This is a genomic window from Methylobacterium sp. D48H (assembly GCF_053345715.1).
Genome location: NZ_JBKFAP010000001.1, coordinates 193,087 through 219,220 on the forward strand (window position 1 = coordinate 193,087; position 26,134 = coordinate 219,220).

General features: G+C 70.9%; 23 protein-coding genes. 15 read left to right on the forward strand and 8 right to left on the reverse strand.

Features of this window, described 5'->3' with window-relative positions:
* Positions 1 to 16 precede the first annotated feature (16 nt).
* Complete coding sequence (locus tag ACLBX8_RS01075; RefSeq protein ID WP_447680604.1) at positions 17 to 1,402, reverse strand: AmpG family muropeptide MFS transporter; 1,386 nt, start codon at positions 1,400 to 1,402, stop codon at positions 17 to 19.
* 203 nt (positions 1,403 to 1,605) lie between these two features.
* Between ACLBX8_RS01075 and ACLBX8_RS01080 the strand changes: the two genes are divergently transcribed.
* Positions 1,606 to 2,682, forward strand: coding sequence for a histidine kinase dimerization/phosphoacceptor domain -containing protein (locus tag ACLBX8_RS01080; RefSeq protein WP_082557723.1), 1,077 nt, complete (start codon positions 1,606 to 1,608; stop codon positions 2,680 to 2,682).
* 57 nt (positions 2,683 to 2,739) lie between these two features.
* Positions 2,740 to 3,177, forward strand: a complete 438-nt coding sequence (locus ACLBX8_RS01085; RefSeq protein ID WP_020093483.1) for a response regulator — start codon at positions 2,740 to 2,742, stop codon at positions 3,175 to 3,177.
* Positions 3,178 to 3,217: 40 nt separating this feature from the next.
* Here ACLBX8_RS01085 and mutS read toward each other — a convergent pair whose 3' ends face one another.
* The 5 genes from mutS to ACLBX8_RS01110 all read right to left on the reverse strand — a co-directional run bounded on the left by mutS (position 3,218) and on the right by ACLBX8_RS01110 (position 9,629).
* On the reverse strand, positions 3,218 to 5,935 hold the full coding sequence (gene mutS, locus ACLBX8_RS01090; protein ID WP_447714497.1) for a DNA mismatch repair protein MutS: 2,718 nt from the start codon (positions 5,933 to 5,935) through the stop codon (positions 3,218 to 3,220).
* Between the two features lie 142 nt (positions 5,936 to 6,077).
* On the reverse strand, positions 6,078 to 6,386 hold the full coding sequence (locus ACLBX8_RS01095; protein ID WP_447697664.1) for a hypothetical protein: 309 nt from the start codon (positions 6,384 to 6,386) through the stop codon (positions 6,078 to 6,080).
* A gap of 237 nt (positions 6,387 to 6,623) precedes the next feature.
* On the reverse strand, positions 6,624 to 7,481 hold the full coding sequence (locus tag ACLBX8_RS01100; RefSeq protein ID WP_447714498.1) for an alpha/beta fold hydrolase: 858 nt from the start codon (positions 7,479 to 7,481) through the stop codon (positions 6,624 to 6,626).
* 70 nt (positions 7,482 to 7,551) lie between these two features.
* Positions 7,552 to 7,755, reverse strand: a complete 204-nt coding sequence (locus ACLBX8_RS01105; RefSeq protein WP_020093487.1) for a hypothetical protein — start codon at positions 7,753 to 7,755, stop codon at positions 7,552 to 7,554.
* Between the two features lie 140 nt (positions 7,756 to 7,895).
* Positions 7,896 to 9,629: a patatin-like phospholipase family protein gene (locus ACLBX8_RS01110; RefSeq protein ID WP_100252199.1), complete on the reverse strand. Its 1,734-nt coding sequence runs from the start codon at positions 9,627 to 9,629 to the stop codon at positions 7,896 to 7,898.
* Between the two features lie 210 nt (positions 9,630 to 9,839).
* On the opposite strand from ACLBX8_RS01110, the gene ACLBX8_RS01115 reads away from it, so the two are divergent.
* From ACLBX8_RS01115 to mmsB, 4 genes are all read left to right on the forward strand, one after another.
* Entirely contained in the window at positions 9,840 to 10,589 is a 750-nt protein-coding gene (locus ACLBX8_RS01115) for an SDR family oxidoreductase (RefSeq protein ID WP_056522513.1), read from the forward strand.
* Between the two features lie 545 nt (positions 10,590 to 11,134).
* On the forward strand, positions 11,135 to 12,208 hold the full coding sequence (gene chvE, locus ACLBX8_RS01120) for a multiple monosaccharide ABC transporter substrate-binding protein (protein WP_447714499.1): 1,074 nt from the start codon (positions 11,135 to 11,137) through the stop codon (positions 12,206 to 12,208).
* A 99-nt stretch (positions 12,209 to 12,307) separates the two neighbouring features.
* Complete coding sequence (gene mmsA / locus ACLBX8_RS01125) at positions 12,308 to 13,843, forward strand: multiple monosaccharide ABC transporter ATP-binding protein (protein WP_447714500.1); 1,536 nt, start codon at positions 12,308 to 12,310, stop codon at positions 13,841 to 13,843.
* A 95-nt stretch (positions 13,844 to 13,938) separates the two neighbouring features.
* Complete coding sequence (gene mmsB, locus ACLBX8_RS01130; protein ID WP_447714744.1) at positions 13,939 to 15,066, forward strand: multiple monosaccharide ABC transporter permease; 1,128 nt, start codon at positions 13,939 to 13,941, stop codon at positions 15,064 to 15,066.
* 184 nt (positions 15,067 to 15,250) lie between these two features.
* Here mmsB and ACLBX8_RS01135 read toward each other — a convergent pair whose 3' ends face one another.
* On the reverse strand, positions 15,251 to 16,222 hold the full coding sequence (locus ACLBX8_RS01135; protein WP_026604982.1) for a polyprenyl synthetase family protein: 972 nt from the start codon (positions 16,220 to 16,222) through the stop codon (positions 15,251 to 15,253).
* 35 nt (positions 16,223 to 16,257) lie between these two features.
* Between ACLBX8_RS01135 and mtgA the strand changes: the two genes are divergently transcribed.
* Both mtgA and ACLBX8_RS01145 read left to right on the forward strand, forming a co-directional pair.
* The gene (gene mtgA, locus ACLBX8_RS01140; protein WP_447714745.1) at positions 16,258 to 17,028 is read left to right on the forward strand and encodes a monofunctional biosynthetic peptidoglycan transglycosylase; all 771 of its coding nucleotides are present in this window, start codon (positions 16,258 to 16,260) and stop codon (positions 17,026 to 17,028) included.
* A gap of 62 nt (positions 17,029 to 17,090) precedes the next feature.
* Complete coding sequence (locus ACLBX8_RS01145) at positions 17,091 to 17,735, forward strand: hypothetical protein (RefSeq protein ID WP_091977071.1); 645 nt, start codon at positions 17,091 to 17,093, stop codon at positions 17,733 to 17,735.
* 49 nt (positions 17,736 to 17,784) lie between these two features.
* On the opposite strand, the gene ACLBX8_RS01150 is transcribed toward ACLBX8_RS01145, so the two are convergent.
* On the reverse strand, positions 17,785 to 19,023 hold the full coding sequence (locus tag ACLBX8_RS01150) for an argininosuccinate synthase (protein WP_447697668.1): 1,239 nt from the start codon (positions 19,021 to 19,023) through the stop codon (positions 17,785 to 17,787).
* 212 nt (positions 19,024 to 19,235) lie between these two features.
* Between ACLBX8_RS01150 and ACLBX8_RS01155 the strand changes: the two genes are divergently transcribed.
* From ACLBX8_RS01155 to ACLBX8_RS01185, 7 genes are all read left to right on the forward strand, one after another.
* The gene (locus tag ACLBX8_RS01155) at positions 19,236 to 19,862 is read left to right on the forward strand and encodes a 2-hydroxychromene-2-carboxylate isomerase (protein ID WP_020093497.1); all 627 of its coding nucleotides are present in this window, start codon (positions 19,236 to 19,238) and stop codon (positions 19,860 to 19,862) included.
* 129 nt (positions 19,863 to 19,991) lie between these two features.
* A complete protein-coding gene (locus tag ACLBX8_RS01160) occupies positions 19,992 to 20,690 on the forward strand; it encodes a DsbA family protein (protein WP_056522497.1) in 699 nt (232 codons plus the stop codon).
* Positions 20,691 to 20,906: 216 nt separating this feature from the next.
* Positions 20,907 to 21,479 (forward strand): F0F1 ATP synthase subunit delta, encoded by a 573-nt coding sequence (locus ACLBX8_RS01165; RefSeq protein WP_020093499.1) that lies wholly within the window; start codon positions 20,907 to 20,909, stop codon positions 21,477 to 21,479.
* Positions 21,480 to 21,533: 54 nt separating this feature from the next.
* Positions 21,534 to 23,066, forward strand: a complete 1,533-nt coding sequence (gene atpA, locus ACLBX8_RS01170) for a F0F1 ATP synthase subunit alpha (protein ID WP_447714501.1) — start codon at positions 21,534 to 21,536, stop codon at positions 23,064 to 23,066.
* A gap of 135 nt (positions 23,067 to 23,201) precedes the next feature.
* Positions 23,202 to 24,092 (forward strand): F0F1 ATP synthase subunit gamma, encoded by an 891-nt coding sequence (locus ACLBX8_RS01175; RefSeq protein WP_103985306.1) that lies wholly within the window; start codon positions 23,202 to 23,204, stop codon positions 24,090 to 24,092.
* A 42-nt stretch (positions 24,093 to 24,134) separates the two neighbouring features.
* Entirely contained in the window at positions 24,135 to 25,589 is a 1,455-nt protein-coding gene (atpD, locus tag ACLBX8_RS01180; protein WP_020093502.1) for a F0F1 ATP synthase subunit beta, read from the forward strand.
* Between the two features lie 140 nt (positions 25,590 to 25,729).
* Entirely contained in the window at positions 25,730 to 26,131 is a 402-nt protein-coding gene (locus tag ACLBX8_RS01185; RefSeq protein WP_020093503.1) for a F0F1 ATP synthase subunit epsilon, read from the forward strand.
* The last annotated feature ends 3 nt before the right edge of the window (positions 26,132 to 26,134 follow it).

Below are 26,134 nucleotides of genomic sequence, written 5' to 3' on the forward strand. Positions count from 1 at the left end.
CCTGGATCTGTCCCGCTCACGCGGCCCCGGGGGCGCGCGCCGTGGTAGGAAGCTCGGGCCCCGGGATGCGGTTCCCCGGCTCCTGGGCGTCCCGCGCCGGGGCCGCGGCCTCTCCACGCCCGCTCCGCCGCCCGACCGCGAGGCAGAGCACGAGGACGGGGATTCCCACGAGGGAGGTCATGACGAAGAAGGCCGGGTAGCCGATCGCCGCGACCACGAAGCCCGACGAGCCCGCGATCAGCTTGCCCGGCAGCGCGTAGAGCGAGGAGAACAGCGCGTACTGCGTCGCCGCGTAGGCCGGGCTGGTGAGGCTCGACATGTAGGCGATCAGCACGATCCCCGCGAAGGAGCCGCAGAAGTTCTCGATCGAGATGGCCACGGTCAGGCGCCAGATCTCGGGCGCGCCGGCCGCCAGCCACGCGAAGGCGAGGTGGGAGGCGGCGGCCAGGAAGGCGCCAAGCAGCAGCGTCGGGAACAGGCCGAACCGGGCGAGCGCCCAGCCGCCCGCGAAGCCGCCCGCGATGCCGACCCAGATGCCGTAGAGCTTGGTGACGGTGGCGATCTCCTTCAGGTCGAAGCCCAGCGTCCGGTAGAGCGGGCTCGCCATGACGCCGGACAGGAAGTCGGGCAGCCGGAACAGGGCCACGAGCAGGAGGATGCCCCAGAGCGCGCCGCCGAACCGGCCGTGCAGCTCGGTCAGCGGCTCCAGGATGGCGCGGCGCATCGACCAGAACCGGGACCGGCCGGGCGTCTCGGCGGGGGCCGCGCGCGGTCTGTCGAAGGCCGGGGCCAGCAGGGCGGCGATCATCCCGACCAGCATGAGGGCGGCCATGATCAGGTAGGCCAGCGTCCAGCCCCCCGCGGAGGCGATGAACAGCGCGCCCGCGCCGGCGGTGATCAGGCCCAGCCGGTAGCCGAGGTTCGAGGTCGCCGCCAGGATGCCCTGGAAGTCGCTGCCGGCGGCGTCGATGCGCCAGCCGTCGATCACGACGTCCTGGCTGGCCGCGCAGAACGCCACCAGGAAGGCCCCGAGCCCGAGGAGCGCGAGGTTGGTCTTCGGGTCCGAGAAGGCCATCAGGATCAGGCACAGCGCGACCGCGGCCTGGGTCGTCACCATCCAGGCGCGGCGGCGCCCGAGCCGGGCGCTCAGCACCGGCACGTTCAGGCGGTCGATCGCCGGCGCCCAGAGGAACTTCAGCGAGTAGGGCAGCGCCACGTAGCTGAACAGGCCGATCGCCCGCACGTCGATGTCCGAGAAGGCGAGGCGGAGCGTGAAGGTCCCCAGCACGAGGAGCAGCGGCAGGCCGGACGAGAATCCGAGCGCCAGCATGAGCGCGATCCGCCGGTCCTCGACGATGTCGCGGAGCCGGAATCGACGCGTCGCCTGTGGCTGGTTCGCCATGGCATGGAACTCCTGAGCCTTCGTGGCCTTGATCCCGCGAAATCGTGGCAGCCTTACGCCGCACCTGTCTCCGCTGGATCCTGCTGTCTTGCGCCCCAATCTTGGTAGAAGCTTGCTTAACGCGGTGTCCACGTCCCGCGGTCGGAGCGCGATGGTGGCGCCGCCGGACGAACGGGGTCACCGCCTGACTGTGGAATGACGCGTTGAGTGCCCGATCCGAGACCGGTCCGCCCCTCGCGACGCTCGTCGACGCGTTCGCGTCGAGCCCGTCGCCGATGGTCATCACCGATGCGCGCGCGCCCGACAACCCGATCGCCTGGGCGAACGATGCGTTCCTGAGCGCCACGGGCTACGCCGCGGACGAGATCGTCGGGCGCAACTGCCGGATGCTGCAGGGGCCGGCCACCGATCGTTCGACGGTGCAGCGGATCCGCTCGGCCGTGGAGGCCGAAGAGCCGATCTCGGTGGAGCTGCTCAACTATCGCAAGGACGGGACGTCCTTCTGGAACGCGATGACCATCACGCCGGTGCGCGACGCCGAGGGGCTCGCCTACTTCTACGCCGCGCAGGCGGACATGACCCATGTCCACCAGATGGAAGTGTCGATGCGCGGCACCAACGACGAGCTGGAGCGCCTCGTCGCGGCGCGGACCCAGGACCTGACATCGGCGCTGGAGCAGAAGACCGCCCTCCTCCACGAGGTCGACCACCGGGTGAAGAACAACCTCCAGGTGATCTCGTCGCTGATGCTCCTGAAGGCGCGGCGCACGCCCGAGGGCGAGGCGCGCGACGCGCTCCAGGGCATGGCGGAGCGGATCGGCGCCCTCTCGACGGCGCACCGGATGCTCTACTCCGAGGGCGACTGCACGCACTTCAACCTCGGCGACTTCGCGGCCGAGTTCCTGGCCGACATGAATGCCGGCCTGGACCCGGAGCGGCGCCGGGTGGAGGCCGATGTCGAGCCGATCGCGGTGGCCGCCGCGATGGCGGCGCCTCTCGCGCTGATGATCCACGAATTGACGGCCAACGCCCTGCGCCACGCCTTCCCGGGCGAGCGCGAGGGGCGCGTGTCGATCGTCGCCCGCCGCACCGAGGGCGGGATGCACATGACGATCCGCGACGACGGCGTCGGCGTCGGCGCGGCGGCTCCGAACCCGGCGGGGTTCGGGCGCAATCTCGTGGAGATGGTCGTCCGGCAGATGCGCGGGACCATCGCCTGGGCGGATGCCGGCCCGGGCACGACCGTCGAGATCGACATCCCGCTCCAGCAGCCGGCTTGAGAAATCGACGTGGAGGCATCAAGCTCGTCGGCCGCGGGGCCGGAGGACGAAGAGCGCATGGGGACCGGGAACGCCGCCGCGGACGCCGCCCTCCGCATCCTCGTGGTGGAGGACGAGGCCCTGATCGCCCTCGAGCTGGAATGCCTGTTGGACGATCTCGGGCACGTCACCGTCGGCGTCGCCGGCAACGCGACGGAGGCCATCGCGATGGGCCGGTCCACGGCGCCCGACGTCGCCCTCGTCGACATCCACCTCGTCGACGGCCCGACCGGCATCGACGTGGCCCGGGCGCTCTCGGCCGACCGGCGCACCACCGTGGTGTTCATGACCGCCAACGCCAAGCGCATCCCGGCCGATTTCGCCGGCGCGATCGGGGTGATCGCCAAGCCCTATTCCGAGCGCGTCGTGGCCAGCACCCTGGACTACGTGGCCGATCGCCGGGCCGGCCGCGACGGGCCGGCCTGCCCGGACGGGTTCTCGCCCGCGCCCGTCTGAGGTTCTTCGGGTCAGGCCCCCGGCGCGCGGCCCACGGGTCTCAGCCCCGCGCCGCCCGCTCGCGCTTCAGCCGGTAGAGCGCGTCCAGCGCCTCGCGCGGCGTCAGCGCGTCCGGGTCGATCCCGTCGAGCAGCGCGCCCAGCGGATCCTCCGGCGGCGGCTCCGGCGGCGGGGGTGGCGCGAGGGCCGCGAAGAGCGGCAGGTCGTCGATCCGGGCGCGGGCGGGGCGGCCCCGCTCGGCCTTCTCCAGACTATTGAGGATCGCCCCGGCCCGGGTCACGACGCTGCCCGGGAGGCCGGCGAGCCGTGCCACCTGCAGCCCGTAGCTGCGCTCGGCGACGCCCGGCACGACCTCGTGCAGGAACACGACGCCGTCCCGGTGCTCGGCCACCTTCAGGGTGGCGTTCTCCAGCCGCGCCAGCCGGTCGCCCAGCGCCGTCAGCTCGTGGAAATGCGTGGCGAACAGCGCCCGGCAGGCATTCACCTCGTGGAGGTGCTCCAGGCAGGCCCAGGCGATCGACAGGCCGTCGAAGGTCGCGGTGCCGCGGCCGATCTCGTCCAGGATCACCAGGGAGCGCCGGGTCGCCTGGTTGAGGATCGCCGCGGTCTCGACCATCTCGACCATGAAGGTCGATTGCCCCCGGGCGAGATCGTCGGCGGCGCCGACGCGGGAGAACAGCCGGTCGACCCGGCCTATCCGCGCCTCCGCGGCCGGCACGAAGGCGCCGATCTGGGCGAGCACCGCGATCAGCGCGTTCTGGCGCAGGAAGGTCGACTTGCCGCCCATGTTCGGGCCGGTGATTAGCCGGATCCGGCCGCGCGTGTCGCCGGACAGGTCGCAGTCGTTGGCGATGAACGGCTCGCCGGCCCGGCGCAGGGCCGCCTCGACCACCGGGTGGCGGCCGCCGACCACGACGAAGCTGAGCGAGTCGTCGACCACGGGACGCCGCCAGTCGAGCTCGACGGCGAGTTCCGCGTGGCTCGCCGCTACGTCGAGCCCGGCCAGCGCCTCGGCCACCTCGGCGACGGGCTCGGCCTGGGCCAGCACGCGGGCCGCGAGGTCGTCGAAGACGGCGGCCTCCAGGGCCAGGGCCCGGTCGGAGGCGCCCGAGATCTTCGATTCGAGCTCGCCCAGCTCGACGCTGGTGAAGCGCATCGCGTCCACCATGGTCTGGCGATGGACGAACTCGCTCTGCAGGCCCTTCAGGCAGGCCTCGCCGACCGATTGCGGGACCTCGATGAAGTAGCCCAGCAGGTTGTTGTGCTTGATCCGCAGGGTCCGGCAGCCGGTCTGCTCGGCGTAGCGCGCCTGAAGGGCCGCGATCACCTTGCGGGAATCCTGTCCGAGGGTCCGCGCCTCGTCGATCTCCGGGTGGTAGCCCGTGCGGACGAAGCCGCCGTCGCGCCGGCTCAGGGGCAGCTCGTCGGCGAGCGCCGCCGCCAGGGTCGCGATGAGCGTCCGGTCGGCCTCAGCCAGATGCTCGGCCAGCCGGGCGAGTTCCGCCGGGAGGCCGTTCATGGCGGCGAGGCGCGCGCCGAGATCCGCCGCGACCGCGAGGCCGTCGCGGATGGCCGCGAGGTCCCGAGGACCCGCGCGACCGAGCCCCGTCCGCGAGAGCGCCCGCGCGAGGTCGGGCGCGCGGGCCAGGGCGTCGCGCAGGAAGCCGCGCAGGCGCGCGTTCTCCACCAGGTACGCCACCGCGGCGTGCCGCCGGGCGATGGCGTCGAGATGGGTCAACGGGCCCGCGAGGTGCTCGGCGAGCAGCCGCGCCCCGTTCGCCGTCACGGTCCGGTCGATCGTGGCGAGGAGGCTCCCGGCGCGCTCCCCCGACAGGGTGCGGGTGAGTTCGAGGTTGGTCCGCGTCGCCGCGTCGATCGCTAGGGTGGCGCCGCCATCCTCGCGGGTCGGAACCGCCAGGGGCGGACGGGCCGCGAGCTGCGTTCGGGCGATGTAGAGCAGCGCCGCCCCGGCGGCCGCGATCTCGGCCCGGGTGAACTGGCCGAACCCTTCTAGGGTCGAGACCCCGTACTGCTCGCGCAGGCGCCGCTCGGCGGCCGCGGGCTCGAGTTCGGCCTGCGCGAGGGGTACGACGGCCGCGCGGCACTCCTGCCAGAGGCGCGCGAGGGCCGGATCGGCGTGGATGGCCTCCGACAGGACGATCTCCCGCGGGTCGTGCCGGGCGATGGCGCCGGACAGGTCGCCGCCCGCGACCTCGCTGAGGGAGAAGCGGCCCGTGGAGATGTCCACCGCGGCGAGGCCGTAGGCGACCGCCCCCTCCCCCGTCTTCCGGCGGCCGATGGCCAGGAGGAGGTTGGCGCGGGCCGGGTCGAGGAGCCGGTCCTCGGTAATCGTGCCGGGGGTGACGAGCCGCACGACCTCGCGGCGGACCACGGATTTCGGCCCGCGCTTCTTGGCCTCGGCCGGATCCTCGGTCTGCTCGCACACCGCCACGCGGTGGCCGAGGGCGATGAGGCGGTTGAGATAGTCGTCGGACCGGTCGACCGGCACGCCGCACATCGGGATCTCGCCGCCCGCGTGCTTGCCGCGCTTCGTCAGGACGATGCCGAGGGCCCGGGACGCGATCTCCGCGTCCTCGAAGAACAGCTCGTAGAAGTCGCCCATCCGGTAGAACAGCAGGCAGTCCGGATTGGCGGCCTTGATCTCGATGTACTGCGCCATCATCGGCGTCGCACCGGCCGGGTCCAGGCCGGGCGTGGGCGTCGTGTCGGCGGCGGGGCGGACGGCGGTTCTGGCCATGCCGCCTCTTAGCAGAGCGACGCCGGCGAATCAGGCCGGGCGAACCGATGCGCCTGGGGAGAAGGCGCCCGGACGCCGCATCGCCGGTGGATGGCGCCCGGATCCGCCACAGCCTGCGCGGGATCCGGGCGCGGTCGCGATGTCAGTAGCGCGGGCCGCCCGTGGTGTTGCCGAGCTGCTGCTGGTAGCCCGGGCGCGACGGGTTGCGGGCGTTCGGGTTGCCGTGGCGCATCGTGTTCATGCGCCGCATCCGGCGCTCGTGCCGGGTCGAGTGATGGCGGTGCATCCGGTGATGATGCATGCGGTGGTGGCGATGCATCGCCACGGTCTCGACCATGTCGGATCCGGCGAAGCCGGGCTGCGCGAGCGCGGGCGCGGCCTGCGACGCGACGGTTCCCGCCAGGAGGCCGCCGAAGACCACACCCGCGGTCAGGAAAGAACGAAAAGACATCGTGGAGTAGCTCCGATCAGCCCTCATGGGCCACCACCAAGTGACAAGTGCTCGTCATGTTCCGGAGCGGCGAGCGAAAAATAGTACGTGGCTTCCGAGAAGCGAACGGATTACCGCGCCGCCCGACGCGCGTCCGCACGTACCGGCGCGGAGACTTGCGAGATCCGGCCGCGCATTGAATAACGTTCTACAACTTGCCCGCGTGGACCGGCCCGAGCTCCCGCGGGCGCCCGGCGGCTAGCGGAGGAACGCGCCGAGGTCGGCGTTGACCGCCTCGGGCTCCTCGTGGGCGAGCCAGTGGCTGGCCCGCTCGTACCAGCGGAGCCGGCCGGCGTCGCAGAACGCGAGGCTCGCCTCCGCCAAGCCGGGCTGCAGCGCCGTATCCCGTCGCCCCCAGAGGATCAGCACCGGCACGCGCACCCGCGGCGGCCGCGCCCGGGGCAGCTGCACAAGGGCACGGTACCAGTTCAGCATGCCGGTCATCGCGCCGGGCTGGAGCCACGCCGCGACGTAATGGTCGAGATCGGCCTGCGCGAAGGTGCCCGGCCGGCTGGAGGTCGTCAGCGCGCGCCGCAGGACCCGGCCGCGATCCGCCGTGAGCAGCCGCTCGGGCAGGCGCGGGAGCTGGAAGAGGCCCACATAGGTGCTGCGCAGCCACTGACCGGGATGGCGGCGCATGTAGGCGCCGACGATCGCGGGATGCGGCGCGTTGAGGATCGCCAGCCGGTCGATCCGCTCGGGGTGGCGGCTCGCCACCCACCACGCGACGAGGCCCCCCCAGTCGTGGCCGACGAGCCGCACCGTGGGCGCGCCGTAGGTGTCGGCCAGGGCCAGGACGTCGCCGGCCAGCCGGTCCAGGTGATAGGCGGCGATCTCCGCCGGCTTGTCGCTGAGGCCGTAGCCGCGCTGATCCGGCGCGATGATCCGCAGCCCCGCCTCGGCGAGCGGCCCGATCTGGTGGCGCCAGCCGTACCAGCATTCCGGGAAGCCGTGCAGCAGGATGGTCGGCGGCCCCGTCTCGGGGCCTGCCTCGGCCACGTGCAGGCCGACCTCCGGCAGGGCGATCCGGCGAAACCTCACTCCCGCGACGGTCATCCTCGCGCGCGCTCCGTCATGTCCGGCTCCCCCGCGGCGGAGAACGCGCGCGTCCTCCGGTCCGATCCGCTCAGAAGCCGAGCGCGGCGCCGTCGCCGGCGTCCGGGGAGAGCTGGTCGCGCAGACGCTCCGGCGCGGTCCGCGTCCAGAGGCACAGCAGCACGAAGGCGGCGCCGTGCAGGAGGGCGTGCGGCCCGGAATGGTCGGCCGCGGCGCGCCGGTCCGGCGCGGAACCGGGCACGGCGCCGGTCGGGGTCTTGGCAGGGTGGGTCATGGTTCCGGTCTCCCGATGACGTGTTGCACCGGAGATCGTCGGCGGATGGTCCGGGTTACAGGGCCGCGGGCGCCGCGCGTGCGCCGCCGCACGCGGACATCTCAGCGCACCGGGTCAGCGCACGCGTTCAGCGCACCGGGTCAGCGCATCGGGTCGAGCCAGCGCGCGAGGGTCCCGGTCGCGATGCCCGCGCGGGTCTCCCGGTAGCCGAGCTCCGCCGATTCCCGGAAGCGCGACCACGCCCGCAGGTCGATGCCGGAGAGCTGCGGCTTGAGCACGGCGGTCGCGTGGGCCGCCGCCATCAGGCTCTGCGCGTCGCTCGACACGGTGGCGGCGCGCAGGAGCAGCGGGGCCAGGCCCGGCATCGCCAGCGGCGAGCCGATCAGCCTGCGCATGAGCCGGCCGCTCCACCCGCGCCGCGGCATGTCCTGGAACGCCCGGTCGGTCCCGACATCGACGGCCAGGACCGGGCCGCGCTCCAGCCCGGCGGCGACGTCGGCCGGCAGGTTGTTCATCATGCCGCCGTCGACCAGGACGCCCTCGTCGCACAGCACGGGCGGCAGGAGGCCGGGGATCGCGATGCTGGCGCGCAGGGCCTTCGGCAGGTCGCCCGAGCGGTGCACCATGGTGTTGCCGGTCGTCAGGTTCGACGAGACGCAGAAGAACGGCAGCCAGAGGTCCTCGATGCGCACGCCGCCGTAGCGCGCCGCGAGGCCGGCATCGACCTTTGCGCCGCGGGTCAACGCGTGCAGCGGCAGCGTGTAGTCGTTGATCGGGTTGCTGGTGGCGAAGAACGCCTCGATCTGGGCCTGGATCTCCGCGACGCTCCAGCCCATGGCGAGGCTCGCCGCGATGATCGCGCCCATGCTGGTCCCGCCCACGAAGTCGGGCGCGCAGGACACCTCGTCGAGGGCCTTGAGCACCCCGAGATGGGCGAGCCCCCGCGCCCCGCCGCCGCCGAGGACGAGGCCGCGCGCCGACCCGCTGGCGAGCCGCGCGAGGCGATGCAGATCCCCCCGATCGCCGTCCCGGACCTGGATGCGCATCGCCGCGGGCAGCGCGGCGACCTCCGGATGCAGGGCCCTCGGGCGCCGGGCCGCGGGGTCCTGGCGCACGACGAGGTCCATGCGGATCCAGTCGGAGCGCACCCGGTCGAGATAGGCCGCCGCGCCCGGCCGCGGCGGCGCGCCGGGCTCGGCGAGGAGCAGGACATGGTCGCCCCGCCGCTGGCTCTGGCGGCACCAGGGGCAGTCGATGTCGTGCGCCGCGAAGATCGTGCGCGCGTGGGCGCCCTCGAAGGCCTGGAACCACGCCTCGTCGGCGCCCTCCGGCCAGTCGGTGAGGCAGCCGGTCTTCCCGGGCAGCAGGGCGTCGAAGGCGGCGGCGAGCTGCCGCGCCACCCGCGCCGGATCGGGCCCCTCGGTCACGGCCAGGATCGTGAAGATCCGCGGCGCGTGGTGGACCGAGTGGCCGTCGTAGATCGCCCGCAGGCGGTCGGCGAGCATCCGGGCGAAGTAGAGGAGCGTGTGCGGGTGCTCGGCGATCACCGCCTCGAAGGCGTCGCGGGTGAGTTGCAGGAGGTGCGAATCGCGCAGCGCCATCACGGTCGCCGCCCGCGGGGCGTCCGACAGCAGGGCCATCTCGCCGAAAGTCTCGGGCGGCCGAAGGCGCGCGATCCGGGTCGGCCGCCCGGCATGGTCGCGGGCCGAGACGCCGACCGCGCCGGAGACCAGCGTGTACAGGGCGTCCCCGGTCTCGCCCTGCTCGAACAGGGTCCGGCCGCCCGGCACCGCCACAGGCACCATCCGGGCCCGCACGGCCGCGACCGCCGGCGCGTCGAGGCCGGCGAGGAACGGGATCTCGGGGGCGCTCACGCCGGGACCGCCGCGTCGCTCGTCCCGCGCAGGCCTGCCGACGAACCCTGCCCCATCGTTCCGTTCCCGTCCCCGTGTCTTTCGACCACCATAGCGCATGGCGGCCGCCGGTACGCCCCGTGACCGCGGCCCGCATCTGAAACGCCGACGCCTTCGCGCGGCGGCGGCCATCCGCTACAGGCGGTGAAACACCGGAACCGGGAGGAACGCATGTCGGGGCTTGAGCGGATCGCGATCGTGACCGGGGCCGGGACGGGTGTCGGCAAGGCCGCCGCCCTGGCGCTCGCCGACGCCGGATGGCGCGTCGTCCTCTCGGGGCGGCGTCAGGCTCCCCTCGAGGAGGTCGCCGCGCGGATCGGTCACGGGGCGGTGGCGGTCCCGACCGACGTGACCGATCCCGACTCGATCGCCGCCCTGTTCGCGCGCACCAAGGCGGAGTTCGGCCGGCTCGACCTGCTGTTCAACAATGCCGGGATCGGCGCTCCGGCGGTCCCGCTGGAGGATCTGCCCCTCGAGACCTGGCGGCAGGTGGTCGACACCAACCTCACGGCGCTGTTCCTGTGCACGCAGCACGCCTTCCGGATCATGCGCGACCAGGATCCCCGGGGCGGCCGGATCATCAACAACGGCTCGATCTCGGCCCACGCGCCCCGACCGAACTCCATCGCCTACACGGCGACCAAGCACGCCGTGACCGGGCTGACCAAGGCGACCTCCCTCGACGGCCGGGCCTACGACATCGCCTGCGGCCAGATCGATATCGGCAACGCCGACACGCCCATGGGCGGCAAGATGAAGGCCGGCGTCCCGCAGGCGGACGGCTCCCTGCGGGCCGAGGCGGTGATGGATCCGGACCATGTCGGTCAGGCCGTGCTGTCCATGGCGAGCCTGCCGCTGGAGGCCAACGTGCAGTTCATGACCATCATGGCCACCAAGATGCCGTTCGTCGGCCGCGGCTGAACCAACGCGGTTTCCGGGCCCGCGCGGCGACGCCGCGCTGAACTGCTTGGCGGTGCGGACACGCGATCCGGCCTGCCCTGATCCGATCGAGCCGACCGGTCATCGCCGCCGTGCCGATCGGCAGGCCGCGCCCCGTGGCCCGCGCGACCCCATCGCGCCGACCGGCGATCGAACTCGGACCTGAACCCGCGGCGCGCTCCACACACACCTGAGACCGCGCCGCGAGACGGGGCGCCGCGCGTGCCGATTGACGGCCCCCTCTATAACTCATACAAATTGAATGCCCGAGCTTCTCAAGGTGTGGGCTTGGCCCTCGAAGAGGCTGCCGGCGGCGCCCGAATCGCGCCTCTGCCTGCCAACCCGGCCAAGCTTGCCGGATCGGCTCCCGCAGGGATATTCGGTCGGGCAGTGGATGGGTGTCGGCCATAGACAAGGTAAGTAAAACATCGAGTTTTAATTATAGAAAATAATCAATCGACAATAATTGAAGCACGGACTCGCTTCGATTGAAGTCGAAGTCCGGCTGCGCAGCGATAGGGGGGATTATGATCGCCAGGCATACGGTTCTCAAATACATCCTGGGCCTGTCGCTCATCGGCGCGTGCGCCACGGCATCGGCGCAGGCGGCCGGCGGGGATCCGATCGGGGTCGCCATGCCGACCAAGTCGTCGCAGCGCTGGATCGACGACGGCAACAACATCGTCAGGCTTCTGAAGGCCAAGGGCTACAAGCCGGATCTGCAATACGCGGACGACGACATCCCAACCCAGCTCGCCCAGATCGAGAACATGCTCACTACCGGCGTGAAGATCCTGGTGATCGCTTCCATCGACGGCACGACCCTCAGCGATGTGCTGTCGAAAGCGAGCGAGCGCGGCGTCAGGGTCATCGCCTACGACCGGCTCATCCGGGGGACGCCGAACGTCGATTACTACGCCACCTTCGACAACTACAAGGTCGGCGTTCAGCAGGCGACATCCATCGTCGACGCCCTCGGCCTGAAGGACGGGAAGGGGCCCTTCAACATCGAGCTGTTCGGCGGTTCGCCCGACGACAATAACGCATACTTTTTCTACGACGGCGCCCTGTCGGTGCTGCAGCCCTACATCGACGCGAAGAGGCTCGTCGTGCGCTCGGGCCAGTTCGGCATGGACAAGGTGTCCACCCTGCGCTGGGACGCCGCGACCGCCCAGGCGCGGATGGATAACCTGCTCTCGGCCTATTACGGCAACGCCCATCTGGATGCCGTGCTCTCGCCCTACGACGGCATCTCCACGGCGATCCTCTCGTCGGTGAAGAGCGTGGGCTACGGGTCCGGCGGCGTGAAGCTGCCGGTGATCAGCGGCCAGGACGCCGAGCTGCAATCGGTCAAGTCGATCATCGCCGGTGAGCAGACGGCGACGATCTTCAAGGACACCCGGGACCTGGCGAAGGTGACAGTGGCGATGATCGACGCCATCGAGGCGGGCCGGCAGCCCGAGGTCAACGACGTGAAGACCTACGACAACGGCAAGAAGATCGTCCCGTCCTACCTGCTCACGCCGGTGATCGTCACCCGGGCCAACTGGAAGCCGGCCCTGATCGACACGGGCTACTACACGCTCGACCAGCTCAAGTGACCGATGCCGGGGCGGAGCCCGGTCGCTCCGCCCGATCCGATCCCCGCCGCGACGACTGTCGCGCGGGCCGAACGTGCAGTCCGAGCTGGTAGGCGCCGCATGCAGCCCGTTCTCGAAATGCGGGGAATCACCAAGACCTTCCCCGGCGTGAAGGCCCTCGCCGACGTCAACCTGACCGTCGAGCCCGCCGAGATCCTCGCCCTGGTCGGCGAGAACGGCGCGGGGAAGTCGACGCTGATGAAGGTGCTGAGCGGCGTGTATCCCTACGGGTCGTACACGGGCGACATCACCTACGAGGGGCGGCCGGCCCGCTTCCGCGACATCGCGGACAGCGAGCGCCTCGGCATCGTGATCATCCACCAGGAACTCGCCCTGGTGCCGTACCTGTCGATCGCCGAGAACATCTTCCTCGGCAACGAGCCGGCCCGGTTCGGGGTCATCGACCGGGATCGTGTCCAGGCCCGCGCCCGCGCGCTGATGGCGATGGTGGGGCTCGACGAGAGCCCCGACACCCTCGTCACCCATCTCGGGGTCGGCAAGCAGCAGCTCGTGGAGATCGCCAAGGCGCTCTCCAAGGAGGTGAAGCTCCTGATCCTCGACGAACCGACCGCGTCGTTGAGCGAGACCGACAGCGAGGCCCTGCTGCAGCTCCTGCTGCGCTTCAAAGCGCAGGGCATCGCCTCGATCCTGATTTCCCACAAGCTCAACGAGATCGCCAAGGTGGCCGACCGGATCACGGTCCTGCGCGACGGCAGCACCGTCGAGACCCTCGACTGCCGCGGCGGCGCGATCGACGAGGACCGCATCATCCGGGCGATGGTCGGCCGCACGCTGGAGAGCCGCTACCCGGTCCGCACGCCGCGGATCGGCGCGGTGCTGATGGAGGTGCGCGACTGGACGGTCCACCACCCCGTCCACGCCGACCGGGCGGTGGTGCGCGACGTCGACCTGAGCCTGCGCCGGGGCGAGATCGTCGGGATCGCGGGCCTGATGGGCTCGGGCCGGACCGAGCTTGCCATGAGCCTCTTCGGCCGGTCCTACGGCCGGGACATCCGGGGCACGGTCCGGATCGAGGGTGTCGAGGTCGACGTCTCGACGATCGACCGGGCCATCGCGGCCGGCCTCGCCTACGTCACCGAGGATCGCAAGCAGCTCGGGCTCGTGCTGGGCGAGGACATCGCCCGGAACACCACCCTGGCGAACCTGCCCGGGATCTCCACCGCCGCGGTGATCGACGAGGCGGCCGAGCACCGGGTCGCGACCGGCTACCGCACCAAGATGCGCATCCGCTCCGTCGGGGTGACGCAGCAGACCGTGAACCTGTCGGGCGGCAACCAGCAGAAGGTCGTGCTGAGCAAGTGGCTGTTCACCCGGCCCAAGGTGCTGATCCTCGACGAGCCGACCCGCGGCATCGATGTCGGCGCGAAGTACGAGATCTACAGCATCATCAACGAGCTGGCCGAGGACGGCCGCGGCGTCCTCCTGATCTCCTCGGAGATGCCGGAACTGCTCGGCCTCTGCGACCGCATCTACGTGATGAACGAGGGGCGCTTCGTGGGCGAATTCGACCGCGCCGAGGCCAGCCAGGAAGCGATCATGCGCGCCATCATGCGCTCCAGGGGGCTGAACGGATGACCGACATCACAGTGAGCAAGTCCATGAGCCCCGGCAGCGAACTCATCCCGGCCGCCGCCGCGGGCGCGGCCGGGGTCCGGCGCGGCCGCCTGCCGATGGCGCAGCTGCGCGCCTACGGGCTCGTCGTCGCGCTGGCGGCGATCACGCTGTTCTTCGAGGTCGCGACGGGCGGCGTCCTGTTCCAGCCGCTGAACCTGACCAACCTGATCCTCCAGAACAGCTACGTCGTCGTGATGGCGCTCGGGATGCTGCTGGTCATCGTGGCCGGGCATATCGACCTGTCGGTCGGCTCGGTGGTCGGTTTCGTGGGGGCGCTCGCCGCCCTGCTGATGGTCCGCTTCCACGTCGACCCGTTCTCGGCGGCCCTCCTGTGCCTCGCGGTGGGCGCGGTCATCGGCGGTCTGCAGGGCTACTTCGTGGCCTACCTCGCCATCCCGAGCTTCATCGTCACCCTGGCCGGCATGATGGTGTTCCGCGGCCTGACGCAGGTGCTGCTGCAGGGGGCCTCCATCGGACCGTTCCCGGAGGTGTTCCAGCTCCTCGCCAAGGGCTTCCTCGTCAACGGCGCCGGACCCTGGACCGCCGTCCTGATCGCCGCCGCGCTGGTCGCGACGCTGACCGGGCTGAACTGGCGACGGCGGCTGGCTCGGCTGCGGAACGGGAGCCCGGCCGAGTCCCCGGCGGCGTTCATCGGCCGCAACGGCGTGACCGCCATCCTGATCCTGGCCTTCGCCTGGCAGATGAGCGCGTACCGCGGCCTGCCCAACGTGCTCCTCGTGCTGCTGGCGCTGGTGACGCTCTACGGCTTCGTGACGACGCGGACGACGATCGGGCGCCGGATCTACGCGCTGGGCGGGAACATCAAGGCCGCGCGCCTCTCGGGCATCAAGACCGAGCGGCTGACCTTCCTGACCTTCGCCAACATGGGCGCGCTGGCGGGCCTCGCCGGCATGATCTTCGTCGCCCGGCTCAACACCGCGAACTCGAAGGCCGGCGTCGGGATGGAGCTCGACGTGATCGCGGCCTGCTTCATCGGCGGCGCCTCGGCAGCCGGCGGGATCGGAAAGGTCTCGGGTGTCGTGATCGGCGCCTTCATCATCGGCATCATGAACAACGGCATGTCGATCCTGGGGATCGGCGTCGACTGGCAGCAGGTGATCAAGGGTGTCGTCCTGCTCGCCGCCGTGTGCCTCGACGTCCACAACAAGACCAACCGGCTCTGACCGGCGCCGCGCGCTCCGTGACCCCGCCTCCGGTTCGGATGGCCCCGATCGGGACGGCGCGGGTCCGCCTCGCGGAGGGTTTCGATCCGGCGGAGCCGCGATCGCTTGTGGCGTGCCCCGCGTGGTCGTGGCGCAGTGTTCGCGGAGGTCGGGCTGCCGGGCCCGGCCCGGCCGCCCGGCGCGATCAGGTCTTGCGGGCGACCGTGAAGCGGGCGGCGTCGCGCAGGACGCGGGCGCCCTCCCCCCAGGACGACACCGCGTCCTCGCAGACGCCGACGAGGCGGTCGCACTCGGCGCGGGCCCCGTCGATGCCGAGACGGTCGACGAGCGTCGCCTTGCCGGCATCCTTGTCCTTGCCGGTGGCCTTGCCCATGGCCTCGGGCGAGGCCTCCCGGTCGAGGATGTCGTCGGCGATCTGGAAGGCCTGCCCCAGGGCGAGGCCGTAGCGCAGGAGTGCGGCCTGCTGGTCCTTGTCGGCACCGCCGACGATCGCGCCGGCCTCCACCGAGAAGGCCAGGATCGCGCCGGTCTTCATCGCCTGCATCCGCAGGGTGTCGTCCACGTCCATGTTGGCCGCGCCGAACCGGCCCTCGGCGGTGAGGTCGAGGAGCTGGCCGCCGACCATGCCGCCGAGGCCCGAGGCCCGGGCGAGGCCGAGCACGAGGTCGGCGCGGATGCGCGCATCCGGCTGCCAGGTCGGGTCGGCCACGATCTCGAAGGCCAGCGTCTGCAGGGCGTCGCCGACGAGGATGGCGGTGGCCTCGTCGTAGGCCTTGTGGACCGTGGGCTTGCCGCGGCGCATGTCGTCGTCGTCCATCGCCGGCAGGTCGTCGTGGACGAGGCTGTAGCAGTGGACCAGCTCGACGCCGGCGCCGGCCGCCAGCGCGGCGGCCTCGGAGCCGCCGAGCATCCGGGCGGTCTCGATGGCCAGGAACGGCCGGAGACGCTTGCCGCCGCCGAGCACGGCGTGCCGCATGGCCTCCATCAGGCGGGGCGGCCGGGCGATCTCGCCGGCGCCGACCGCGGGGCCGAGCCGCTCGACCAGGAAGGTCTCGACCGTGCCGGCGACCTCCGTCAACCTGTGGGTAAAATCGGCGGCCGGCGTGACTGCCTTGACCGAACCGGTCGGTGCCTGCGTTGAGGGGGTCGGGGTCATCGGGCTTACGTCCGGTCCTGGCCTTGCGAAAACCAATCGGGTGTCAGTTGGGCGGGGACGGACTCACGGTGGACGGGGCTCGACGCAGGCGGGAGACGGCAGGTCGCGACCTCCCGCTCGCGCGCCCGCGCCGTTCCCGTCGCGTCCGACAGCTTGTGAGAGCGCTGCTGCTGCTCCCCGCCGTCGGGTTCGTCCTCGCGCTGACGTTGGCGCTCGTCTATAGCGCGGTGATGCCGCCGTCGACCCTGATGCTGGGACGGTGGTTGACGCTTCAGCCGGTGAGTCGGGATCCGGTGCCGCTCTCCGCCATCGCGCCGGTCCTGCCGCAGGCGGTGATCGCCTCGGAGGATCAGCGCTTCTGCCTGGATCACGGGGTCGATTTCGGCGCGATCCGCGACGTGGTCGAGGACGAGGATTCCCCGAGCCGCGGCGCCTCCACGATCGCCATGCAGACGGTGAAGAACGTCTTCCTGTGGCCCGGCCGCTCCTACATCCGGAAGGCCATCGAGATCCCGCTGGCGCTGGCGCTCGACACGCTCTGGGGCAAGCGCCGGATGATGGAGATCTACCTCAACGTCGCCGAGTGGGGCGACGGGATCTACGGCGCGCAGGCCGCGAGCCGGCACTGGTTCGGCAAGGACGCGAGCCGGCTGACCCGCAACGAGGCCGCCCTGCTCGCCGCCGTGCTGCCGAACCCGATCACCCGCAGCGCCGGCCGGCCCTCCCCCGGGGTGCGCCGCCGGGCCGCGCGGATCCAGGCGATGATGGGACAGATCGACGGCCTCACGGGCTGCTTGCGGCGGTAGCAGGGGGCGACTCGCCTCTGTAAGACGGGCCTTCCAAGCGTGAGAGCCGGGACCGATACACGATGAGCGATGCCGTCTACGACCTGAGCCTGGAGCGCATCGCCCTGATCCGCCGGATGGTCGTCGCCTGGGACGGCGCCGAGCCGGGGGCGCCGACCATCCACCCGGCCGCCCCCTATGGCAGCCTCGACCGCGACGGCGACATCGCCAACGTCACCGGCGACGACGAGGGCGCCGAGGAGGAGCACCGGTCGCTCGAGGACGGCCTCGCCGTCTTCGTCCAGAACGGGCAGCTGAAGCCGGGCCGGTACCAGTACCACAACGGTCTGGCCAAGCTCGATCCGGGCGCCGTGGGCGACGTCTTCCGGGACGCGGCCACCGGCGAGACCCCGGACGTCATCACCTTCGCGGTGACGCCCGAGCACCTCGCGCTGATCCCGCAGCTGAATATCGGGTGGAACGCCGAGCAGGGGGTGCCGCGCGTCGACCCGGAGCGGCCCTACGGCGCGGACGGCGCCTACACCGCGGCGATGAAGCGCCTTCTCGCCGCCGTGCCGGGCGCGGCCGCGAACGACGACGAGGACGCGGAGACGCGGCTCGTGCGCCTCCATCGCGAATTGCAGCCGGCCCTGCAGATCTTCCTGCGCTACGCCGATCTCGGCCCCGGCGACTTCCGTCGGGCCGCCGAGCGCTGGCTCCCCGCCTGACGGCTACCTCCGGTCGCTGCCGTCCGCGCGGCGGCGACCGGCAGCGGGCTCAGCCCTCGCGCTTCCTGCGCTGGGCCAGCGTGCGAAGCCGCAGGGCGTTGAGCTTGATGAAACCCGCCGCGTCGCGGTGATCGTAGGCGACGGCGCCCTCCTCGAAGGTCACGAGGTCCTGGTCGTAGAGCGAGTGCGGGCTCTCGCGGCCGATCACGTGGACGCCGCCCTTGTAGAGCTTCAGCCGCACCGTGCCGGTGACCTTCTCCTGGCTCTTGTCGATCAGGGCCTGGATCATCTCGCGCTCCGGCGAGAACCAGAAGCCGTTGTAGATCAGCTCGGCGTATTGCGGCATGAGCTGGTCCTTGAGGTGCGCTGCCCCCCGGTCCAGGGTGATCGACTCGATGGCGCGGTGCGCCGGCAGCAGGATCGTGCCGCCCGGCGTCTCGTACATGCCGCGGCTCTTCATGCCGACGAAGCGGTTCTCCACCAGATCGAGCCGGCCGATGCCGTTGGCGCGGCCGAGCTCGTTGAGCTTGGTCAGCAGGCTCGCGGGCGACAGAGCCTCGCCGTCGATCGAGACGGCGTCGCCGCGCTCGAACCCGATCGTGATGACCGTCGGCTGGTCGGGCGCCTCCTCGGGCGAGAGGGTGCGCGAGTAGACGTAGTCCGGCACCTCGACGGCCGGATCCTCCAGCACCTTGCCCTCCGAGGAGGCGTGCAGAAGGTTGGCGTCCACCGAGAACGGGCTCTCGCCGCGCTTGTCCTTGGCGATCGGGATCTGGTGCTGCTCGGCGAAGGCGATGAGCTGCTCGCGCGAGCGCAGGTCCCACTCGCGCCAGGGCGCGATCACCGTGACGTCGGGCTTGAGCGCGTAGTAGCCGAGCTCGAACCGGACCTGATCGTTCCCCTTGCCGGTGGCGCCGTGGCAGACCGCGTCGGCGCCGACGCGCTCGGCGATCTCGATCTGCTTCTTGGCGATCAGCGGGCGGGCGATCGAGGTGCCGAGCAGGTAGACGCCCTCGTAGACCGCGTTCGCCCGGAACATCGGGAAGACGTAGTCGCGGACGAATTCCTCGCGCAGGTCCTCGATGTAGATGTTCTCGGGCTTAATGCCGAGGAGCTCCGCCTTGCTGCGCGCGGGCTCCAGCTCCTCGCCCTGGCCGAGATCGGCCGTGAAGGTGACGACCTCGCAGCCGTAGGTGGTCTGCAGCCACTTCAGGATGATCGATGTGTCGAGGCCGCCGGAATAGGCCAGCACGACCTTCTTCACGGGGCTCTTCGCGGGGACGGACATGGGACTTCCGGAACTGGGCGAGGGATCTGGCTCGGCGTCTGCGGCTTATCGCGGGTGTCACCGGCCTGCAACCGGCGCGCCGCCTCGCGCGTAGCCGAGATGCCGGAGGATCGGCCGCGTTTCGCCTCACGACGGCCTTGCGGTTGTGTCAGAAACGGCCCGGGCGTTGCAGGTCGTCATCGCCGCGAGAGTGCATCGGAGAAGCGAAGTCTATGGCGCGCCAGCCAATTCTGGAGTTCTGGTACGAATTCGCCTCCACCTACTCCTACCTCGCGGCCATGCGCGTCGAGGCCGCCGCCGCCGAGGCGGACGTGGCGATCCGGTGGCGCCCCTTCCTGGTCGGGCCGCTCTTCGCCGCGCAGGGGTGGACCACCTCGCCGTTCAATCTCTACGCGGCCAAGGGCAAGAACATGTGGCGCGACGTCGAGCGCGAGGCCGCCCGCCTCGGCCTGCCGCCGGTGACGCGGCCCGCCCAGTTCCCGCAGAACAGCCTCAGCGCGGTGCGGGTCGCGATCCTCGGCCAGGACCAGCCGTGGCTGGTCCCGTTCTCGAAGGCGGTCTTCACCGCGAGCTTCGCCGAGGGCCGCTCGATCGCGGAGCCGGCGGCCGTCGCGGAGATCCTCGATTCGCTCGGGCTCGACGGCACGCAGACCGTGCGGGCCGCCGCCGCCGAGGCCAACAAGACGAAGCTGCGGGTCAGCGTCGAGGAGGCGCGCTCCCGCGGGATCTACGGGGCGCCGACGTTCCTGGCCGACGACGGCGAGCTGTTCTGGGGCAACGACCGGCTCGAGCAGGCCCTGGCCTGGGCGACCGGCGACCGGCCGAAGGGGCTGCGCTAGGCCGCGCCCGCCCCGCGGTAGCGCGACGTTCACGGCCGCTCGGCCATGAAACCGACTCGACCCCCTGGTTCTGGTCCGGCTCCGCTTCGGCGCGGCCGGAGCGGGACAGCGATGCCCCGGACGAGTCCCATGCCTGTTTCGAAGCCTGTCTCGCGACGTCTCCTGCTCGCCGCAGCCGCCACCTTCGGTGCCGGCCTGACCGGCGCCTCCGCGCAATCCTACGGCCAGCGGGTCGCGGTGACGGGCGACGACGGGCGCGCGGTGGCGAACTCGATCCTGCCGGGCGAGATCACCGGGCAGATCCCGGCCCTGCGCGGCGTGACCTATGTCGGGCCGCGGGATGCCGGGACCACGCTCTACGAGTTCTTCGACTTCAACTGCCCGTACTGCCGGAAGGCGGCCGCCGACGTGGTCGCCCTGCACGACAGCGATCCGGAGCTGCGGATCGGGCTTGTCCACAACCCGATCCTGTCGCCGCAATCCGCCCAGGCCGCCAAGGTGATGCTCGCGGTGCAGCGCAAGCTCGGCTCCGAGGCCGCGTGGCGCTTCTACCAGACGCTGCTGGGCAAGCCCGGCCGCATCGACGGGCCCGGCGCGCTCGCCGTCGCCGCCACGATGGGGATCCCGCAGGCGGAGGTCGAGGAGATCGCCGACAGCGAGGAGGTGCGCGCGGCGCTGAAGAGCCAGATGCGGATGGCCGCGGATCTCGGCCTCTACGCGACGCCGTCCTACGTGATCGGCAACAGCGGGATCCTCGGGCATCCCGGCGCCGGCGCCATGGCCAAGATGATCGCGAGCGTGCGGCGCTGCGACCGGCTCGCCTGCTGAGGCGGGACCCGCGTCACACTTCCGCCGTCCTGACGCGCAGCGACGCGCGCCTGCCGTGTTGCGCGCGGCCATGCTGGCATGCTAGGCGGTCGCCGCGCCGCGAGGACAGTTCTCGACCTGTCCGTTGCCGGCGCGATCCCACGTCCCGAACGGTCTCGCACCGCGCTCCAGCCGGAGCGCGCGGAGCGGACGGGCAACCAGAGAAGAGAGCGACGGGTGGCGCAGAACGGTTCCGAGGCTGGTCCCCTGGTCGCAGGCGTGGCGGGCCGGTACGCTTCCGCCCTGTTCGAGCTCGCGCGCGACGAGCGCCAGGTCGACGCGGTCGCCGAGTCTCTCGATCAATTCGACACGCTGCTGAAGGAGAGCGCGGATCTCCGCCGCCTCGTCCGCAGCCCGGTCTTCAGCGCCGAGGAGCAGGCGGCCGCCATCGGTGCCGTGCTCGACAAGGCGGGGATCGGCGGCCTCGCCGGCAATTTCATCCGCCTCGCGGCCTCGAACCGCCGGCTCTTCGCCCTGCCCGACATGATCGACGCGTTCCGGACCCTGGTCCAGGACTCGAAGGGCATCGTGCGCGCCCAGGTTCGGGTGGCCGAGAAGCCTTCCGACGCGGTGATCGAGGAGATCAAGGCGTCGCTGCGCGACATCGCCAAGGCCGATGTCGCCGTCGACCTCGTGGTCGACCCCAGCCTGATCGGCGGCCTCGTCGTGAAGATGGGCTCGCGCATGGTCGACGCCTCCCTCAAGACCAAGCTCAACGGTATCCGCCTCGCGATGCGGGCCGCGCGGTAAGCGCCCCCATCCGACCCGAACACGCATAGACGCATCAGCGACAGAGGCCCGAGTATGGACATCCGCGCCGCCGAGATCTCCGCGATCCTGAAAGAGCAGATCAAGAACTTCGGCGAGGAGGCCGAGGTCTCCGAGGTCGGGCAGGTCCTGTCCGTCGGCGACGGCATCGCCCGCGCCTACGGCCTCGACAACGTCCAGGCCGGCGAGATGGTCGAGTTCGAGTCGGGCGTGCGCGGCATGGCCCTGAACCTCGAGCAGGACAACGTCGGCATCGTGATCTTCGGCTCCGACCGCGAGATCAAGGAAGGCCAGACCGTCAAGCGGACCGGCGCCATCGTGGACGTGCCGGTCGGCAAGGGCCTGCTCGGCCGCGTCGTCGACGCCCTCGGCAACCCGATCGACGGCAAGGGCCCGATCCAGTCGACCGAGCGTCGCCGCGTCGACGTCAAGGCTCCGGGCATCATCCCGCGCAAGTCTGTGCACGAGCCGATGGCCACGGGCCTGAAGGCGATCGACGCCCTGATCCCGGTCGGCCGCGGCCAGCGCGAGCTGATCATCGGCGACCGCCAGACCGGCAAGACCGCCATCGCCCTCGACACGATCCTGAACCAGAAGCCGGGCCACACCGCCGGCGGTGACGAGAAGGCCAAGCTCTACTGCATCTACGTCGCCATCGGCCAGAAGCGCTCGACGGTGGCCCAGTTCGTGAAGGTCCTAGAGGACCAGGGCGCGCTGGAGTACTCCATCGTCATCGCCGCGACGGCGTCCGACGCGGCCCCGATGCAGTTCATCGCGCCGTTCGCCGGCTGCGCCATGGGCGAGTACTTCCGCGACAACGGCATGCACGCCGTGATCGTGTACGACGATCTCTCGAAGCAGGCCGTGGCCTACCGCCAGATGTCGCTGCTGCTGCGCCGCCCGCCGGGCCGCGAGGCGTATCCGGGCGACGTGTTCTACCTCCACAGCCGCCTGCTCGAGCGCGCCGCCAAGATGGGCGACGCCGCCGGCAACGGCTCGCTGACCGCGCTGCCGGTCATCGAGACCCAGGCCAACGACGTCTCGGCCTACATCCCGACCAACGTGATCTCGATCACCGACGGCCAGATCTTCCTCGAGACCGACCTGTTCTACCAGGGCATCCGCCCGGCGGTGAACGTCGGACTCTCGGTGTCGCGGGTGGGCTCCTCGGCGCAGACCAAGGCGATGAAGAAGGTCGCCGGCAAGATCAAGGGCGAGCTCGCGCAGTACCGCGAGATGGCCGCCTTCGCGCAGTTCGGCTCGGACCTCGACGCCTCCACCCAGGCCCTCCTGAACCGCGGCTCGCGGCTCACCGAGCTCCTGAAGCAGCCGCAATTCTCGCCGCTGAAGATGGAAGAGCAGGTCGCGGTGATCTACGCCGGCGTGAACGGCTACCTCGACAAGATGCCGGTGACCAAGGTCCGCCCGTTCGAGGACGCGCTGCTCTCGACCCTGCGCTCCAGGCACAAGGACCTGCTCGACTCGATCGCCGCCTCCAAGGACCTGTCGGACGAGAACGCCGGCAAGCTGAAGAGCGTCGTCGAGAGCGTCGCCAAGTCGATCGGCTGATGTGAGGCCCCTCCCCTCGGGGAGGGATCTTGGGTGGTGCCGGGGGGATCCCGGTCCCCGCCGCACCGCCCGAACTTCCGGCTCCTTCCCGCCGAGGGAAGGAGAGGCCCATAGAACGGACCTGGACCTCACCCGATGGCGAGTTTGAAGGACCTGCGCAACCGCATCACCTCGGTGAAGGCGACGCAGAAGATCACCAAGGCCATGCAGATGGTCGCCGCCGCCAAGCTGCGCCGGGCGCAGATGGCCGCTGAGGCGGGCCGTCCCTACGCCGAGAAGATGTCGGCGGTGCTCGGCAACCTCGCGGGCAACCTCGTCGGCGGCGTCGGCGCCCCGCGGCTCCTGTCCGGGACCGGCTCAGAGCAGACGCACCTGCTCGTGGTGTGCACGGGCGACCGCGGCCTCGCCGGCGCGTTCAACTCGTCGATCGTCCGCCTCGCGGTGCGCGAGCACGCCCAGAAGCTCGCCGCCGAGGGCAAGACGGTCAAGATCATGACGGTCGGCAAGAAGGGCCTCGACGCGCTGCGCCGGCAGTACCGCGACCAGATCGTCGAGAGCATGGACATCCGCGGCAACCGCCCGGTGGATTACGAGTTCGCCGCCTCGATCGCCGACAAGATCCTGACCCGCTTCGAGAACGGCGAGTTCGACGTCGCGACCCTGTTCTACTCCGAGTTCCGTTCGGTCATCTCGCAGATCCCGACCGCGCAGCGCCTGATCCCCGCGGAGCTGCCGGCGGTCGACACGACCGCGAAGGCGGCCGCCGGCAACGCCGCCCTGGAATTCGAGCCGTCCGAGGAGGCGATCCTCGAGACGCTGCTGCCGAAGAACCTCACGGTGCAGATCTACCGGGCGCTCTTGGAGAACGCCGCCTCCGAGCAGGGCGCGCGCATGAGCGCCATGGACTCGGCGACCCGCAACGCGGGCGAGATGATCAAGAAGCAGACGCTGATCTACAACCGGACGCGTCAGGCCATGATCACCAAGGAACTCATCGAGATCATCTCGGGTGCGGAAGCCCTCTGAGGCACCGCGACCCGACCGCACAGCTTGAAGGGTAGGTTAACGATGGCGAACACCGCACTCCCCGGCACCGGCTCCAACAAGGTCGGCAAGATCACCCAGGTCATCGGCCCCGTGGTCGACGTGCAGTTCGAGGGCCACCTGCCCGAGATCCTGAACGCGCTGGAGACCAAGAACAACGGCGCCCGCCTCGTCCTCGAGGTCGCCCAGCAGCTCGGCGAGAACACCGTCCGCTGCATCGCCATGGACACGTCCGAGGGCCTGACCCGCGGCCAGGAGTGCACCGACACCGGCGAGCCGATCAAGGTTCCGGTCGGCATGAACACCCTCGGCCGCATCATGAACGTCATCGGCGAGCCGATCGACGAGGCCGGCCCGGTCCAGGCCGACACGTTCCGCGCCATCCACCAGCCGGCCCCCTCCTACGCCGAGCAGTCGACCGAGGCCCAGATCCTCGTCACCGGCATCAAGGTGGTGGACCTGCTCGCCCCCTACGCGAAGGGCGGCAAGATCGGCCTGTTCGGCGGCGCCGGCGTCGGCAAGACCGTGCTGATCATGGAGCTGATCAACAATATCGCCAAGGTGCACTCGGGCTACTCGGTGTTCGCCGGCGTGGGAGAGCGCACCCGCGAGGGCAACGATCTCTACCACGAGATGATCGAGTCCAAGGTGAACGTCGACCCGAAGGAGCACGGCTCTGCCGAGGGTTCGAAGTGCGCCCTGGTCTACGGCCAGATGAACGAGTCGCCGGGTGCCCGCTCGCGCGTCGCCCTGACCGGCCTCACGATCGCCGAGCAGTTCCGCGACGACGGCCAGGACGTGCTGTTCTTCGTCGACAACATCTTCCGCTTCACGCAGGCGGGCTCCGAGGTGTCGGCGCTCCTCGGCCGCATCCCCTCGGCGGTGGGCTACCAGCCGACGCTCGCCACCGACATGGGCGCCCTCCAGGAGCGCATCACCACCACGACCAAGGGCTCGATCACCTCGGTGCAGGCGATCTACGTGCCGGCCGACGACCTGACCGACCCGGCGCCCGCCGCCTCGTTCGCCCACCTCGACGCCACGACCGTGCTGTCGCGCTCGATCGCCGAGAAGGGCATCTACCCGGCGGTGGACCCGCTGGACTCGACCTCGCGCATGCTGTCGCCGGCGATCCTCGGCGAGGAGCACTACGACGTCGCCCGCCGCGTCCAGCAGACCCTGCAGCGCTACAAGGCACTCCAGGACATCATCGCGATCCTGGGCATGGACGAGCTGTCCGAGGAGGACAAGCTGACCGTGGCCCGCGCCCGCAAGATCGAGCGCTTCTTCTCGCAGCCCTTCTCGGTGGCCGAGGTGTTCACCGGCTCGCCGGGCAAGCAGGTCGCCCTCGAGGACACCATCAAGGGCTTCAAGGGCCTGGTGAACGGCGACTACGACGACCTCCCGGAGGCCGCCTTCTACATGGTCGGCACCATCGAGGAGGCCCAGGAGAAGGCCAAGAAGCTCAAGGCCGCGTAAGACGACACCCCCTTCCCCGCGCGGGAAGGGGACAGAGGCCGCGCGGGCGACCCTCACCGGTGCCGTCCGCGCAGCCTTTTTCCGAGACGCTCCGCCCGCATGGCGGGGCGCGCGCCGCCGATCCGGGAACACGTCAGGCCATGGCCACCTTCCACTTCGATTTCGTCGGCCCCGAGCGGACGCTGTATTCCGGCGAGGTGACCGCCGTTCAGCTGCCCGGCACCGAGGGCGAGATGACCGTGATGCCGGGCCACGCGCCCGTGCTGACCTCCCTCCGGGTCGGCGTCATCGTGATCACCGAGAGCCAGGGCAGCGGCAAGCGGATCTACGTCCGCGGCGGCTTCGCCGATATCGGCCCGACGGCCGTGACCGTGCTGGCCGAGCGCGCCGCCCCGATCGAGGAGCTGACGCACGAATCCCTCGACCGCGACATCGAGGCGATCGAGATGCAGCGCGACGCCACCGAGGACCTGCAGAAGCGCGAGGAGCTGAACGGCCAGATCGTCCAGCTCCAGGAGACCAAGGCGCTCCTGAAACTCTGAGCC